The organism is Candidatus Berkiella aquae (assembly GCF_001431295.2).
In the GTDB taxonomy this organism is placed as follows: domain Bacteria; phylum Pseudomonadota; class Gammaproteobacteria; order Berkiellales; family Berkiellaceae; genus Berkiella; species Berkiella aquae.
In genome coordinates this window covers 2,096,365-2,112,179 of the sequence record NZ_LKAJ02000001.1, presented here as the reverse complement: position 1 = coordinate 2,112,179, position 15,815 = coordinate 2,096,365, and the positions used below count along the sequence as shown (strand labels likewise).

General features: G+C 35.8%; 17 protein-coding genes. 8 read left to right on the top strand and 9 right to left on the bottom strand.

The genetic code is table 11. The features are described 5' to 3' along the window. Positions 1–10 precede the first annotated feature (10 nt). Both HT99x_RS09370 and HT99x_RS09365 read right to left on the bottom strand, forming a co-directional pair. Positions 11–910, bottom strand: coding sequence for an ankyrin repeat domain-containing protein (locus HT99x_RS09370; RefSeq protein ID WP_075067486.1), 900 nt, complete (start codon positions 908–910; stop codon positions 11–13). A 149-nt stretch (positions 911–1,059) separates the two neighbouring features. After that, complete coding sequence (locus tag HT99x_RS09365; protein WP_075067487.1) at positions 1,060–2,001, bottom strand: transglutaminase-like cysteine peptidase; 942 nt, start codon at positions 1,999–2,001, stop codon at positions 1,060–1,062. A 269-nt stretch (positions 2,002–2,270) separates the two neighbouring features. On the opposite strand from HT99x_RS09365, the gene HT99x_RS09360 reads away from it, so the two are divergent. After that, positions 2,271–3,191 carry a DUF2059 domain-containing protein gene (locus HT99x_RS09360; RefSeq protein WP_075067488.1) on the top strand — a complete coding sequence of 307 codons (921 nt, stop codon included), beginning with the start codon at positions 2,271–2,273 and terminating at the stop codon, positions 3,189–3,191. Positions 3,192–3,347: 156 nt separating this feature from the next. Further along, positions 3,348–4,019, top strand: a complete 672-nt coding sequence (locus HT99x_RS09355) for a L,D-transpeptidase family protein (RefSeq protein ID WP_075067489.1) — start codon at positions 3,348–3,350, stop codon at positions 4,017–4,019. A 312-nt stretch (positions 4,020–4,331) separates the two neighbouring features. On the opposite strand, the gene HT99x_RS09350 is transcribed toward HT99x_RS09355, so the two are convergent. Beyond that, positions 4,332–4,664, bottom strand: a complete 333-nt coding sequence (locus HT99x_RS09350) for a hypothetical protein (RefSeq protein ID WP_075067490.1) — start codon at positions 4,662–4,664, stop codon at positions 4,332–4,334. 300 nt (positions 4,665–4,964) lie between these two features. Between HT99x_RS09350 and HT99x_RS09345 the strand changes: the two genes are divergently transcribed. Both HT99x_RS09345 and HT99x_RS09340 read left to right on the top strand, forming a co-directional pair. After that, on the top strand, positions 4,965–5,303 hold the full coding sequence (locus HT99x_RS09345; protein ID WP_075067491.1) for a hypothetical protein: 339 nt from the start codon (positions 4,965–4,967) through the stop codon (positions 5,301–5,303). Between the two features lie 113 nt (positions 5,304–5,416). Further along, a complete protein-coding gene (locus HT99x_RS09340) occupies positions 5,417–5,590 on the top strand; it encodes a hypothetical protein (protein ID WP_158003422.1) in 174 nt (57 codons plus the stop codon). Between the two features lie 70 nt (positions 5,591–5,660). Here HT99x_RS09340 and HT99x_RS09335 read toward each other — a convergent pair whose 3' ends face one another. The 3 genes from HT99x_RS09335 to HT99x_RS09325 form a co-directional block, all read right to left on the bottom strand. Next, a complete protein-coding gene (locus HT99x_RS09335) occupies positions 5,661–6,290 on the bottom strand; it encodes a hypothetical protein (RefSeq protein ID WP_075067492.1) in 630 nt (209 codons plus the stop codon). Positions 6,291–6,415: 125 nt separating this feature from the next. Further along, entirely contained in the window at positions 6,416–6,739 is a 324-nt protein-coding gene (locus tag HT99x_RS09330; protein ID WP_075067493.1) for an arsenate reductase/protein-tyrosine-phosphatase family protein, read from the bottom strand. 62 nt (positions 6,740–6,801) lie between these two features. After that, on the bottom strand, positions 6,802–7,557 hold the full coding sequence (locus tag HT99x_RS09325; protein ID WP_075067494.1) for a hypothetical protein: 756 nt from the start codon (positions 7,555–7,557) through the stop codon (positions 6,802–6,804). Between the two features lie 383 nt (positions 7,558–7,940). Between HT99x_RS09325 and HT99x_RS09320 the strand changes: the two genes are divergently transcribed. Continuing rightward, a complete protein-coding gene (locus tag HT99x_RS09320; RefSeq protein ID WP_075067495.1) occupies positions 7,941–8,330 on the top strand; it encodes a low affinity iron permease family protein in 390 nt (129 codons plus the stop codon). Between the two features lie 23 nt (positions 8,331–8,353). Here HT99x_RS09320 and HT99x_RS09315 read toward each other — a convergent pair whose 3' ends face one another. Further along, a complete protein-coding gene (locus tag HT99x_RS09315) occupies positions 8,354–9,031 on the bottom strand; it encodes a gamma-glutamylcyclotransferase (protein WP_075067496.1) in 678 nt (225 codons plus the stop codon). A 210-nt stretch (positions 9,032–9,241) separates the two neighbouring features. Here HT99x_RS09315 and HT99x_RS09310 point away from each other — a divergent pair, with 210 nt between their 5' ends. Both HT99x_RS09310 and HT99x_RS09305 read left to right on the top strand, forming a co-directional pair. Beyond that, positions 9,242–9,661, top strand: coding sequence for a hypothetical protein (locus HT99x_RS09310; protein WP_075067497.1), 420 nt, complete (start codon positions 9,242–9,244; stop codon positions 9,659–9,661). 112 nt (positions 9,662–9,773) lie between these two features. Continuing rightward, on the top strand, positions 9,774–12,035 hold the full coding sequence (locus HT99x_RS09305) for a hypothetical protein (protein ID WP_075067498.1): 2,262 nt from the start codon (positions 9,774–9,776) through the stop codon (positions 12,033–12,035). Between the two features lie 10 nt (positions 12,036–12,045). Here HT99x_RS09305 and prmC read toward each other — a convergent pair whose 3' ends face one another. Then, positions 12,046–12,876, bottom strand: coding sequence for a peptide chain release factor N(5)-glutamine methyltransferase (gene prmC / locus HT99x_RS09300; protein ID WP_075067499.1), 831 nt, complete (start codon positions 12,874–12,876; stop codon positions 12,046–12,048). A gap of 201 nt (positions 12,877–13,077) precedes the next feature. On the opposite strand from prmC, the gene HT99x_RS09295 reads away from it, so the two are divergent. Next, complete coding sequence (locus HT99x_RS09295) at positions 13,078–13,893, top strand: hypothetical protein (RefSeq protein ID WP_075067500.1); 816 nt, start codon at positions 13,078–13,080, stop codon at positions 13,891–13,893. 9 nt (positions 13,894–13,902) lie between these two features. Here HT99x_RS09295 and HT99x_RS09290 read toward each other — a convergent pair whose 3' ends face one another. Further along, complete coding sequence (locus tag HT99x_RS09290) at positions 13,903–15,672, bottom strand: hypothetical protein (RefSeq protein ID WP_075067501.1); 1,770 nt, start codon at positions 15,670–15,672, stop codon at positions 13,903–13,905. Positions 15,673–15,815 lie beyond the last annotated feature (143 nt).

Below are 15,815 nucleotides of genomic sequence, written 5' to 3'. Positions count from 1 at the left end.
CTTATAAGGTTTATCCTATGCGCATATAAGGTCGTCTAAATGAGAAAATATCCATATTAGCGACTTGAGTGCTTAAATCATGGATTTGCGTACTTGTCGAGGAATTTGTTGATGCGCTTGTTAGCAAACAAGTAGAAGACGATAAAGGTTCATCGATAGCCTCTGTGGGAGTGTCTAAAAAACATAATAGTCGTTCAGTTAATAAAGGAGGTGTTAGCTTCGTTGCGTTAAAATGGTGGTGTTCAATAATTGCAAATAGGGAAACGATATGCTTCGGATTGGTCGTCAATATTTTGGATGCTGTTGCTTCTAATGTTGGTACCGATTTCCAATCTGTGCCAAGATCTTCCTGCAAATATTTAAATCTATCAGCTTTAATAATTTTATTTAGGATAGTTAACATTATTTTCTGTAAATCGTCAGGTTGATGAAAGTAAGTACCTATCGCAATCATGAGAGGGCTTTTACCCAGCTTGTTTAGAATATTAATGATTGCGCCTTTCTCTAGCAATAATTGAGCAATATCAGTGCTATTTTGTAGCATCGCTTCGTGCAACGCAGTATTGCCCTGATTATCTTGAGCATCAATGTTTATTCTTCTCTCTAAAAGCCATGGAACCATTTGAGGGAAATGTTGTATTGCCCAATGTAGAGGGGTACTGTTATGATTTTGTGCATTACTCATTATCCAAGCATCGAGTAATCGTTGAACGATAGCAATGTTATCAATCTGTCTTGCTCGTTCAAGTGGGGTATAGCCGTGACTATCGTTGGCATGAAGATGAATGCCTTCGACAATTAATTGCTGTAATGCCTCTGTGCTTTCATTGGTTAGAGGCTCTTGGATTATTTTAAAAAAAGCGATTGTATTAGCATCTTTTGTGGTGTTTGTGCTTGTGCCTAAAATCATATTGCTTCTTATCTTGGATGAACATTCATTGAAATGATGTTATCTAAATATGACAAGAGAGGTAATAAGAAAAATGCTTAGTAAAATTGGTTAGTCAAAGATGATTTTATTGCACTTCATTTAATCTAAGTAGGGTCATCGGTATACGCCTAACCCCTCATACTCTCAACTTTGAGTCTTGTTTGATATTCTTTCCATTGTATTGAGTAATTTGCATCAGAATACCTTGAATGTAAGCCCCAAGAATTCGTATTCCAAATTCCTAAACTGTTAATACTAAAGACGGGTTCATAGGGTAAATTGTTTAATGGCAGTATACGATCTGAACAATTGTCTAATATCAGTGGACTACTGTTTGGGGTTGGATAAAAGCTTAAAACCATATGAGCTGTAGGTGCAAAGACATAAGTAAGAAATAGTTTGTCTTCTGGTATTCCCATTTCTATCAATGTATGAAATTTAGCAAGGGCATAATCTTCGCAATCGCCGCCTCCTGACTGAATGAATTCATGCGGTGTTGCCCAATAATCTTCAACACCCCAGTGATCGAGATCAGAATAATAAGGCATCAGATTAAAAAAGTTGTTGACCGCTTCAATCTTTTCAAAGTCACTGTAATGTTTCGTTTCAGCTATCAGTCTTTTAACATCCTCTGTTGAACAGGGGGTGCCATATAAACTATTTCCAACACTAGGTGGCTCTGCATCAATTTGACATTCATTGTCATGTTGAGCGTACGATGCTTCATTACAATCTTGCGAAGATATGATTTTTTCAGCAAGAATATTTTCTTCTTCAAGGATTGTTGCATCAGTTTCTTTAGTTGCCATCTGAGGCTCAAATAGATTTGGCATTAAATCCGCTATAAGATCCAAAAATTCATTCTCTTGTTGAGAGAATGTTGGTTGCACATTGAACGCTTGGTTATCTAACGATTCATCAATAATGGAAGACAAAGCGTTGATTGCATCAGGATGATGCGAGGAATCTACTACAAGGGGCTCAGTAATCAGTGCTTGAGAGTTGGTGACTGCTATGGGTGGAAAGGTTGATGCTTCACATAAAATAGAAATAATAGCGGATTCTTCCATAACAAAACCTAAGTTGCTATTCAAAAGAAAGGCATTATACAAACTAGCGAACAAATAGCAACACTAGACAGGTGATCAACTTATTAGAATTTTTCGCAATATTCTCGTTTGTATGACAAGAGAGCACTGTAATGGCACATTAGAATAGGCATTACGATGAATATCTGATCCATAATAAAATATTCTGAATTTATCAGTATTTATCAGTATTTCTTTGCGTTTGATGAGCATGGTAATTAAAATATTTCATTTTTTATTGAGTCGTTAAAATGAAAAAATTGACTAAGTTATTATCGATGTTCATATTCCTGGTTTTTACTTTAAGTGCATATGCAAGCAGATATGATTCATTAGCAATTGCTGAGCAGCTTGTTGAAAAAGTAAATCTAGATAACCTTGCTATAGAAGTTATCATACAATCAGCATCATCAATGACAAGTTCCCAAGATGAAAAAAAATCTGTTATTGAATTTATGGATATAGTGAAAGAGGTATACGTTGATGATATTAGAAAAGAAGTAGCGAAGGCGCTGATAGAAAACTACAGCGATGAAGAATTAAGAACAATCACCAAGCATTTTGAAAACTCCTCGATAAATAGATGTTTCAATGCTTATTATAAAATGTTTCTTTCTGGTGAGAATAGAGGGAAAGAAGAAAAACAACGGTTTGGCAAAAATATTAAGTTATTGAAAGATTATGCGAACGGCAAAACACACCGGCCGCCAAAATACTTGAAGCATAATCATTTTGGAAAAAAATACAAAGATGATAACGTATTAAAAATGCTCATGCTAATGGATGGATTAAAAGGAAATTCTGTTGTTGCTTATGACAAATGGGCACAAAATAGAAAAACAGAAGAAATATCAATGATGATAGATTTACATCCTGAACTTAAAAAGTATTCAAAAGAACTTGATAAATTATATGATGCTACGTTTGATACCTTCGTTCATTATTGGCTGTTAAAAGAAAATAAAAATCTAACAGAAAATGATTTTTTTGTTACGGCTTCTGCCCTTGAAAATAACGAATCATTTAGAAGATTTTTTATTGAAATTTATTCTGTGCCAAAAACAATGCATGAGTCGCTAATGAAAAAATATAGATTGATGAAAAAATTAGAAAAATCTTCATCGGCTAAAAATGATGTGTCTGTAGATAATATAATAACTTATCAAGTTTAAAGGATAGACGGCGGGTATTTAGATGATCATATAAGTCATTCAGTTATCCGCCACCTGAAATAATGAACAGGTATTTGGGATAAACTCTCAACAGAAAGGGAACTCTCTTTTTTATCGAATGGTCATACCTGCACCATTAAGAAAAAAGAGGGAAATATGAAAGCAATTCTTACCTTTGGTACGTTAACTGTCATTAGCTTATCTTTATTCTCTCCTATAATACATGCAGAATATGCCAAAACTATTTGTACTAATTCAGAGCTTTATGATTGTTATAAGGTGAAAAAGGGGGAAACTTGGGAATCAATGTTCCCAGATCCAGAGAATCGCAGCTTTGTAAAAAAGATCAATAGGATGAATATCCAGGTTCGTCCAGGATTAATCATTGCGGTTCCCAAAGATAAATCCATTGATTCTGTCGAATTTTTAAAATATTCGCCTTTTCCACAAAATACGGCAACGAACGGTGAAGAGCTTATTAAGGTTGATTTAAGTGATTTAGCTTGGGCGGCTTATGATTCAGATGGAACATTAGTGAAGTGGGGGCCCATATCAGGAGGGAAATCATCTTCCACTATCACAGGAACGTTTACTTTTTATCGAAAACAAGGGAATGGCTGTGTTTCAAGCAAATATCCAATACCCAGAGGTGGCGCGCCAATGCCATATTGTATGCATTTTAAAGGTCCTTATGCGATGCATGGTTCGCCGACCGTACCAGGATTTCATGCCAGTCACGGGTGCGTGCGTCTTTTTACGGATGATGCGAAATGGTTGAATGAAAATTTTGTAGATACTGGAAGTACGAAAGTAAGAGTACAAAAATAAAAGGAGTTAGATTGCGTTAAGTAAGAAAGGTCATCGGTATACCCACGAAATTTTTTCGTCATTGCGAGCAAAAGACGCGGGGAAAACGTAAAAAAATGATAAGCCATAACGTCTTTTGCGTGGCAATCCATCTGAGTATTTATCTTACAGAGTTCCGTAAGAAATATACTCACATGGATTGCTTCGCTTCAGTCGTGTAATTTTGTTGTTTTTTCAACCTATGCAGCGGCTTCTGCTCGCAATGATGATACTATCTAGTAATATTTGTGGGGATACCTCAGTCGGTATATCTTGTATCTGACCCCTTATATTCTACAGTTGCAAATTTCGCTCGAGTGCATTTTCAATAGTCACTAGTTCCTGTTTAGGAATAGGTATATATTTTTGATTTACTAAATTTGGCACTTTTTCTGGGAAGAGCCTTATTTTAGTGGAGGGCACCGCAAAGTGGCTATTTGGAGTTCCATTCTGTTTAACTGATAGTATATCTTCTTGAAGTTTTTGAATGTCATTTTTAAACGGAATTGGTGTTGCAGTGTATGGATAGCGTTCATAGATGAATAATTCACTCGTTTTGTCATGAGACATAACCGGCATTGAAGTTGTCGTAATAATTAAAAAGACTAAATAAGCAAAACGACACATGATGTTTCTTATGTAATAGAAAATAATGAAAAAGTGGGTCATAAGTACCAGACCGTAACCATTTTTGCAAGATGTAGCAACATATTTAAAGTGAGATTAACTGAACAAACTCTTGCAAATAGACTCTGGTGAGGTCTGACCTAGAGTAGATAAGAGTAAATGTATGATTTCATCTCTGCATATCGCAGCTAACTTGAATTCCAACTTATCTAAATAGGGAAAATGTGTGACACTGAATCAGAAATTTGATAAAACAAAAAAGTACTTACAAATAGAAACTATCTAATAGGGGATGACATTATGAGAAAATTAACGATTCGAACACTGCTTTTAGGCGCTATTTTTGGATTGTCTGCTTGTTCACATGCCCCTTCTCTTGGAGAACAGATGCTATCCCAAGGTGAAACAACTGAAATCCTAGGTGCACAATGGATCGATGGTGATAAGCTAATTCGTAAAGGCGAAAAACGCGTACACGATGGTGAAAGCAAAATTAAAAAAGGTGAAAAACTGATCCAAGCTGGTAAAACAGATATTAAAAAGGGGAATGCCATGATTGAAAAAGGCAACAAAAAAACACATATAGTCGAAGAGAAATTTCATAAAGAATTTCCGAACGTAGAATTAGAGAATAGCTAAATTAAGGGGGAGGCAGCTTTGTTGAGTTGACAGCATAATCTCACGTGGTGGGATTGAGAGGACTGTTTTAAAAAACGGTCTCTAAAAATTAATAGAATCAAGGAGATAAACCTATGAAGATATTAAAATTAGACCAATTATTTATGATTGCTGGCGGTCTTAGCAATGAAGAAATCGGCAATAAAGTAACCGATGGTTTAGATAAAACCCAAGAGGTTATTGATGAGGGCCGTGATAATCTTGCTGATCAATTAGACAAACTCACAGACAAAATTCATAAAGATTAATTATTAGAAGATGAAAGGGTCAAGTTTTATTGCTTGACCCTTCACTTTTTAAGTGTCTTTTATGCTACCGTTAAAACCTATATTTTACTTTATTGGTTGCTTGATAGCTTGGCTTTGGTTTTGTATCAATCTTGATACGTGCGCTACCAAGGGGAGGAATGGTGCGCTTCGCGCTATGTGTTATAGTCCGGCTTGCAAAGACACTAGAAATGTCTGTTAAAGGATTGTTGCCTAAATGAGATAAAGCGTTATTGCCACCACCATTCAGAACTTTCCCTGCACCTATGACAGGTTGTGCAACCTTAACGCCAAAATTAAGCCATTTGCCAATATCTAATCCAATGGTGTCTTTGATTTTTCGCTTAAAAAATCCAAGCAAATTGGCAAAAGGTGCAAGAACAGGATGGAATATTTTACCTAAAAGTTTACCTATTCCAGTAGACTTAACCAGCGATTGGGTCATTTGAGCGGCAGGAATTGCCCCTGCAGGGGAGGCGACCGCGCCAGTGACAGCACCAGCTGCAAGAGGTGCCCCTACATTCACCATGTTTTCGATGAAGTTTTGACGAGCCTTAACTCGCTTCTTTTTATCTAATTTAGAATTGGTTGCATCATTAGCATTTTTGACGACATTGAGTGCATCACCCGCTAAATTTGCTGCATTACCACCTAATCCAAGAAAAGTTAAGAAGTTAAACATTTATTTCCCCCGAAATTGTTTGTTTGACCTCTCAATATTATCAAGCTAACTGACCTAAAATCAATCACTTTTTAGGTGTGGGTACATAAGCAGCGGGATAATCAAAGTCATTCAAAAGCATCGAGCTATTTAAGGTAGGGCGGTACTTTATTCTTTAATATTTTTATTAACGCTTCATCCATATAAGCATATTTATCAGGTATATCTAAACAAATCACCTTTTGATTTTTCAGTAGGCTTCTGAATTTTGTTTTTAATTTCGTTAGATGGGCTTTTTCCATTACAAAAATAGTGTCAGCCCACATGACATCTTCTTGCCCTAAAGAAATATCAGCATCATTTTTGAGGCCTGCCGAACGAACTTCCAAGTTGGGATAATCAGAAAATAGGGCTTCTGCTGTGGGGCTGCGTAATTTGTTATGGCTACAGATAAATAAAATTTTCTTCATGGCTAATATTATGTAAGTTTATAGATATAAAGTAAATTTTATATTCGATTCCTAGATAATATTCAAACTATCGATGATCGACTTAGAGAGGTTGTGGGGATTTGATGATCAACCCAACTGTCATAAGTTTGGGTCAAATTAGTCAAATAATATTGAAAGGGATAATTTTCATGGGTATAAACACCACTGCCATGACCAAGTGATTGAGCCCAAGGATCAATAATAAGAAAATTGGTTCCCCAAGCAGATATGTTTGGCTCATCTCCAATGAGATCTAGATTCTCTATGCCGGCTCTATTAAAAATAATAAAACAATGTGATCCCATGCCATGAGAGCTAGTCACCATCTCAATCCGATGACCAGGCAAATCTTCATCTATCAACTTAAGAAGCTTATGCACAGCACAAATAGCAAGTGTTGTACAACAGCCGGAATTTGCTTTATCAATAAGCAGTGCTAATTTTTTGATTAAGAAATCATTATAATGTTTACCGGGTGCAATGGCTGCACTTTTATTTGCTTCGGCTTCATATCTCAATTTGTGTGCAGGTATATTTGCATAGCGTGTTAGAATCTCATTTCGCTTATCTTGTGCTATACAAAGTGGGAAGCGGGGAGCATCTGAGCAACCATAAGTTTCAAAACACTTTAATGTATTTTCGAGTTGCTGCAAAAGCTGCTTATTCGCAGGCTTATTATTGAAAATTTTGCTTGCAATAGCGGTACTGACTAATGCAACTAAACAGATTGTGATGAATGGATATTCAACAAGGAGAAGGTCTACTGTTGCAAATAAATAAACTAATATTACATCCATATTATATCCTGTATCTCAAAAAAGATTCATTGCATACCGCTGTGCTTAAAATGTTATTTTATAAAAATAAATGATGAACTCGATATAAGAAAAATACTGAATTTTTAAATTTAAATTGCAATATGCCTCTGAATAATAAAGTAAACTATATTGCATCAGCAAGAAGTCCTTGACAATCGGTTCGTATATGCATGATAGATGCCTTAAAACGATTAAAAAAATCCATGTTGCATTGATTAAGGTAAAGCTTGATAAATTGATAATATTTGTTGATACACACATTTTTTCTAAAAGTTGAGCTTAACTGCCATTACTTAATAGCTAATGGTCTATAGTTATGAAATAAGCGAGCATTTATCAATCTAATTGAATAAGTGTATAAAATGAAAGATAAAGCTGACAATAAACCTAATTTTTTTCATCGGTTTGCCCAAAAAGTTTCTGATTTTGTAGGGAATGCATGGGTATTTGTCGCAATGCTGCTTTTAGTATTAGCTTGGATTGTGTCGGGCCCATTTTTTGGATTTTCAGATACCTGGCAACTTATTATTAATACCACAACAACGATTATCACTTTTTTGATCGTTTTTATTATTCAGAATACACAAAATCGTGATACCAAAGCACTTCAATTAAAATTAGATGAATTAATTAGAGTTCATAAATTAGCGCATAATTCACTCATCGATCTTGATGAGCTTTCTGATGAACAAATAAAAGAATTAGAAAAACACTTTGTGGCAATTAGTAAATCAAATCAAGAAAGTAATTAAACTTTAAATTACTGATTCATTTATTAAAATGATGCCACGGCTTGCGGTTTAGCTTCGAGATAGGGCTGTAATGCTGCAACGGCTCGTGGGTTATCCTTTTGATAATTTTCAGAATGAATCAGGTTTATCATTTCGGTCGTTAAAGAGGCCTTCTTTTCTAAGGCATACAGGATCCCAATTTGCTTTCCGCATTCAATACAGTGCTCAAGATATTCTTGAGGCAGATGATCTCTTAATTGACCTCCTTCTTTGACTTTCAACCTAAAGAGAGCGCCATAATAGTCTGGGGTAAAGGCATTTATTCCTTTTAATAGGTGTTGCAGATAGGGAACAGAAGGCGATAAAGGTAAGGATAAATATGTGTGTGGAACGATATAACTTTCTGCAATACTGCCATCCCTTAATGTGACATTTTGTCTTTGATAACCAAAACGGCTCGGTTTAGATGGGTTATATCCTTCAAATCGATCTAACATGGTAAGCTGTTCAGCATTTAACTGATAAACAGCGCCTTCTACGATATCGGTTTCAAAGCCAGTGTAGCGTAAATTAGCAACACCACACTTTCTATTCAGAGAGAATTTATCAAATACAAGTTTATAACCGACTAATTGAGCTGGTGTTGCTTGAGTGCTACATCCAACGCGTTCTTGCATTTGAGCAGCATCAAGATTCGAACCGTAAGCGAAATAGGCAGTCATCGGAAATATTCCTAGTGCACAGGGATTGTTGAGTTTCGGTATTATATAGCCAACTTACTTTTTTGGCAATATTAAAATATTCAATCAGTGCTTATACATGTAGTTTTGATTTGTTAGGCATCGCGTATATATATCAGCAGCTCTCTCAGGTACTTAAAGACTTCTTTGAACTAAGATTGATTCAGTAATGCGCGTTCTACGGAATTGCATATGAGAAAAGCTACTTTAAAACGTTTTATTGTCTTTTCTACAATATTATTAGCTTGCTATTTTGTGTGGTTCTTTTTAAGTGCAGGAAAACCATCACTTCCAGATGCAAGCCCTTATCGCTCTCTTTTATATAAGGTTGTATTTTATATTTTGCCCTTAATCATTTTGGGCGATTTCATTTATCTTCTTTCGAGTTTTATCAGAAACGCTAAAACAACCATAGTGCTTAGCTTATTGTTAGGTCTTTGGGGACCTTTACTTCTCATATACTCGGTTCATACCTCACCCGATCCTATGGCTGGGATGGCATTGATAGCCCTTGTTATTTTTTATGCCGTAGCAAGTTTTATCACTTTTTTGCTTATTGCGCTCATCCAATTAATCATCCATTACATACAGAAAAGGCGTAAGACAGGGTGATCTCAACAGCCGATATGCTAGGTAGTGGCGTATTTACACTATTTTAAAAGCGAACTCTCTATCTAAAACGCAGTCATAATAAATAAGTGAAAATTTTGAGTAGTTGGGGTATATGAGCGCCGGCGACAAAAGAACCTTTTGGGAGAAAATTAAGGAAGCTTTTAACAATATTGCCGATCTTCGTGTAAAAGATGGCCTTTTGGCAATTGCCAAGGTTTGTGGCGAAGGAATTGCCGCAGCAGTGAGTTTTGCTGGGGGGGTTGAGCTTTACAATATTTTGAAAAACCCTAATTTAAAGACTAGGCAGAAGATTTTCCCATCCATTGGTTATGGTTTAAGTATAGCGATAGGGGTACCTGCAGTGGTTGCACTGATTGCGGGTGCGGCAACATTGCTTCCTCCCTTCTTATTTGCGGCTTCGGTTGTCTGTGTCGTCAGAAACGTGGGTACTTACTTAGAAGAACGGGCAGAAAGAAATAATCTACGTAAAGAATTGATTAGCTATAAAGCTTTAGCTTCGAAAATTGACAAAGTGAATCTCACTGAAGATAAAAAAACTGCCGTTCTTAATTCTATCAAAGGTCAAAATGATCTCTATCTTGAACTCTATGCATTACGCCAAAACATTATTACGACTAGTCAGCTCCCATTTGAAGATAGAGAACGGTTGGTAGAAACAGTAAATCAAGCAATAGAAAAATTTTCAAGAGGTGAACTTGATAATCTTGAGTTTGATACACAATATATTCCACAAGGAATGAAAAAAAGTTTGATGGAAGGCAGTGAAAAAATTAATGCCCAGTTAAATCAATATAAAAAGGATTGTGATGCTGTAAAAGAAATGAATCTACCTAAATCTTTGTTAAAGGCCATTGAAACGCATAAATCCTCACAAGAAAACATTTATTCACAGGATCTTCCACTGGAGATTAAAAATGAAATGATCGCCATGTTGGAACGTAAAAAAGTGCCTAAAAGAGAATTAAACGACTTATATCTAAGAATTGGGCAACACTATTTGAATAATAATTCTATCGATCAGCTTAAAATTCAAGACGATAGCCGTAAAATTCGTCTCATGACCTACATTAAGGATGAAGAAAAATTAAATGACGCTATTAGTTTTTATCAACAGCCTAGAGCTGTTTATAGCGCACTGCATGCCTTGCAGACAAATATTGCACATCAAGATTTTGGCATGGAACAGGCAGACAAAGAAAAATTACTTGCAAAACTAAAGGAATTTATTCTTGCTTTTAAGAATGATCCAAGTGACAGTAAGGTATCGCTGAATCAATTTCAAGATAATTTTGCCTATGCAGGCTCTCCCATACATCATGTCGCACAAAAAGTTATTACAGAATTAAGTAAACTGGATGTGGTTGTTAATCAATATCAAAATTCGCCATTATTTGAAGAAAGGGAAAGATTGCAAAAATTAGCTCATCCAACCGGAAAGGAGCAGAAAGAACTGGCAGAAATCAATCTGTTAATTAAATCGATAGATGAACACCAGCTCAATAGTTTACAACAATTTTCTAGTCAATTTGGCCAGCAATTTCGGGCCCCTCAAATTCAAGTCAATCATAATAAATATGATTTAATAGCCAAAGCAGCAAATAAAGTTGATCAGAAAACAGGCTTGTCAGCCAAGCTCAAGAAAATTGGCAAATCAGCAAAAGCACGTTCGTTGCAAAGATTATTTGGCGCAGCTAATGATACTGAAATTCATGATAAAGCAAAAGAAGATGAGAACAAGCTACAAAAAGATTTTAAAGAACGCTATAGCAACACCTTTAATGTTATGGGCAAAAAGGAAAGGTTAAATTATTTAGAAAAAAGCGTTCCACGACGTTTATTAAATGTTGGGCTTGCATCGATTGTCGCCTTGGCAAGCTTAGCAACGACGATACTGATTCCAGCAATTGCATCCCCGGCAGCGCCTGCCGCAGCAACGGCAACAGTCGTATTAGGTGCAATTAGTACAGGGTTAGTTGCTGCCAGTGCGCTTAATAGTGTCGATCTTGTTCGCAAAGAACTCAAAGGTAACATGAAAATGGCACAGGCAAAGAAGAATATTAATGAGGGAGTTGTTCCGGGTCTGGATGATGATTCACACAAAAGACAAGTTGAATATGAATTAAAAAAGCAAAAAGAGGATGCTAAAAAAGTGGTCTCTGATGTAATGAAGGCTGAACCTTCGCATAATATACTGCCATTAGAATCTTCTGTCGTTCATGCGCATCATGAATCAATGCATGATGCATTACTCAAAGAAACGAAAGAACATTCGAAACTAAATCAAACTGAACCCCAACAATCTCGTGATAATGATTTTCAAGAAGAAGGAAGAAAATCAGAGCATCCACGATAGTCGCATTAAATTACTCTTTACGATAGCCATAAGTTAAGCGCGCATTTCCTGCGGAATCAGACACTGTATTGATATGTTGAAAATCTTTGCCCAGAAGGAATTGCAGTTTTTCTGCTTGATCATAGCCATGTTCTAATGCAATTATCCCCCTTGGTTTTAAATAGGGAATGCATTGGCTTACTATTAATTCGAATACTTCAAAGCCTGTTTGTCCCCAGCTTAAAGATACACGAGGCTCAAAGAGAGTTTTGCCAAATAGATGGGCAACATCTTGTGCTCTAATATAAGGTGGATTGCTTACAATCAGGTCAAATTGTTTACCGTTTAGTGCGTCAAACCAATCGCTTTCAATAAAGCTGATGTTTTTAAGTTGTAGTGTATCTGCATTTTTTTGTGCAACTTCTAAAGCTTTTGCACTGATATCGGTGCCAGTAACTTTCCAATGAGGATGATGAAAAGCTAATGTACAGCCAATCGCACCGCAACCAGTGCCAAGATCAAGGATTTCCCTTTCTCCACTTTGCAGCGCTAATACAGTTTTTACCAAAAGTTCTGTTTGTGCGCGAGGGATCAAAGTATCGTATGTAACATCAAAGACTAAGTGATAGAATTCTTTTTTGCCAATAATATAGGCTAACGGTTCATTACTTTTTCGTCTTTCGATGTAACGATAAAACTGTTTAATGTATTCTTCTGAAACGCTATGATCTGGGTTGTCGTAAAGAAAAGTGTTATCACATTGTAATATATGTGTAAGCAGTATTTTTGTTTCATAAGCGACAATTGCAGTCGAACCAAGTTCTAACGTTCCCCAATCTAAAAGCTCTGCAATCGTCTTCATTCTGTAAACTTCTAAATGTGTATTGAGTTATTAAGAAGTTTATATTGTAACCTAAAAATATTCTTACTCACATATCGAACTGCTGGTTATTATTTCACTGTCAGCAATGCAGCGCATAAAGATGCAGACCTACTATCATTCATCATTGGGCTATAGTTCAAATGGTATGTCGTTTTCATTGATTGAATGAGGTAAAAATTTATGACTCAATTGATACACCAACTGCAAGATTTTTATAGTGCTTTACTTGAACATCAGCCTACTGTTTTGGCTTTGCAAAATGAAACAGAAACAGCCTTGTTTCAAGAATTATTAACGAGTATTGCTGCTGCAACAAAAGATAAACAAACAGACTGGCAAGTTACCTATCAGCAGTTAATCAATATCAAAAGCCGTTGCTGTCCTTTTTATGATGCAAGTTTAACTTCCTTGGTCGTTGAAAAAATACACCCTTATTGTGAAAAAATCATTTGTGAGCGTAGAACACAAATAGCGTTTCTTTTAAATTTTATACATGATTATAAGGCGGTAAAGAATAAATCAGCCTATGACAAGACATTTTGTGATGATATGCGGTATTTACAATATTTATTCGATTCATCAGAGATTTTACCAGTCATCAGCCAATTAACGTTAGAAGAAATTTGTACCAAAATAAAAGATTCAAAGACGTTTTCTGAAAGTGAGATACTTATTTGGCTGCGTACTACCCAAAAGCATGATGAACGTGTGTTTAAAGAGATGCTTTCAAGTCAACAGGTGGTAAAACGTAAATATTTTCCAGCGGGTGAATATACAATCTCTCCCCTTATTCAAGAGCGTTTTAATCGGCAAAGACGTTATAATCGACTAGCTTTATTATCAACCTCTGATGATGTAATCAATACAGAAACATTTTCTACTGAATCAAAGCTAGTGCTATCGATGATGAAATTAACAAAAATTAATGATGAGCAACTAAATACCAGTACTTTTCCTGTGCAGACAAAGGAATCGGTAACACGATTAAAGCAGTAAAGAAGGGCTCTATCTTCTACCTAAGCTCTTTTTTTTAGCAGTTGAAGGTAAGGGGTTTTCTTTACCTTGTCCCTGACGAGAATGGGCTGTTCTTGCGCTAAAGCGTGGCAGGTATTTTTTGGCTTTTTCTAAGGGGGAAGCAGAGGCAGGTGATTTTTTCTTGGCGTCAAGATTTTCCATTTCATCAATCAGAGAAAATAGTTTAACTTTGACGCCAGCTTGTTCTTGCGGGATCTTGATATGATCGGCTCTATTTTTACAATCGAGCACTAAACAATTCCATTGATGATTCTGTTCTGACTGAAGCTTGTTTTGGGTATTTCTTAATTGTATGAAACCTCTAATACTCGTTAACCCCGCTAAAACCCCCACGAACCGCATTAAATTATCAAATATTTCAGAAACAATCCAAAATGAGGTGTAACACATAAAAATGGCAAGTGCTGCTGAAAGCAAACTATATCGGGTAGCAGAGAGTTTTTGTTTTTTTTCAATCTGCGATAAAGCCAACCGGTTTTGATATTTAATCAGTTCTCTGGCCTTATTCATTATTTTGTTCATATCATCGGGCAACTGCTCATTGGGATTGATTGCAATGAGTTGTAAATATCTTTGTTTTTCTGCCAGTTCTCTTTCTTTATCTCTGATAATTTGCATAAGACGTCTTGTTTGATTTTCAAGCGTTCTTACCAGTGTTCTTCGATTGGGTAAACTTTCTAGGGCTGTTATTTTATGATATTCAGAAAAAATCATCGTAGAAGAGGTTGTTTTAGCTTTGCTAAGGTTAGTATTTTCACTAATATATCGATGAAGAGAGATTAATCTTTGATGTAAATAATCTCTTTCTAGATCTTTGAGAGCGATAGCTTCACTTGCACTATATTCATCAAAGGGAGGTTGCTGATATTTTTGATCTAATGTCCTAAGCTCTTGTTCAATTTCATTTTTAGTATCTTCCGCTTTTTTAATTTTATAGAAGTGTTGGTTAATAATGGCAAGTTTTTTAATTTTACCTTCTAGAATAGCGATTTGCTTGTTGATTGGCTTATTGTTTGAGGCGTTACTCCTTCCATTGCGCGATGAAGAAAGATTCCTTTGAAGCTCATTCTTTCGCTGGTTGAGCGTTTTAATTTCTGCACTGGTATTTTGAATGATTTGATATTCACTTAATTTTAATCGAGTTGATACTTTGTAAAAATCTCGGATGACTTCTTTTTCATCTAGAATGGAATCACATCTTTCTTTAAGTGCAGCTGAAATGTCTCTGATGGTTTGAATATTGGTTTGATCGTTTTCACTTTGATTTTCAATAATACTGAGAAAATAAATAAGTTCTTCTTGTTGAAGCGTTAAACTTTCAATTTCATCTTGAAGACCCATGACATCTTCGAAAAATAGGCTATTTTGTTCAAAAGCAATATTATTGCTTGAAAGTTCACTTTGTAACTTTTTAATTTTGCGAGTGAGCTTAAAGTTTTGATACCGCTCCTGCATATAGTCGTATGAATCACTAAGGAGACTGGTCATACTAACAAGCAAGGTTGCCATCGTTGCGCCAAGTAGCGCTTCCCCGAGCAAGCCGGTCGCAAAAAAGATAGCAGTGATATGTAAGAGATAAAATAATGAAAGCCCAAGTTTAATCGGTAGTGGTAAAGGCTTCTTTTGATTAAACCAAATCGTTTTAAGGGCAAGCACGGTGCCAATCACACCAATGCAAGCAAATGTGGCTTCCCAAGCATTATATGCAAGAAGTGCTAGATTAAGTACAACATCAATCATGTTAGTTAAACTGCTATATAATGAGTGAGCTATCGTAACTTTAGTTGGATGATAGATCAACGTTTTCAAAAGTAAGAAAGCAAGATTTTGGGTAATTTGTTGTTGATTTGCTCGATATTATATACGCTGACTAAATAATTTCC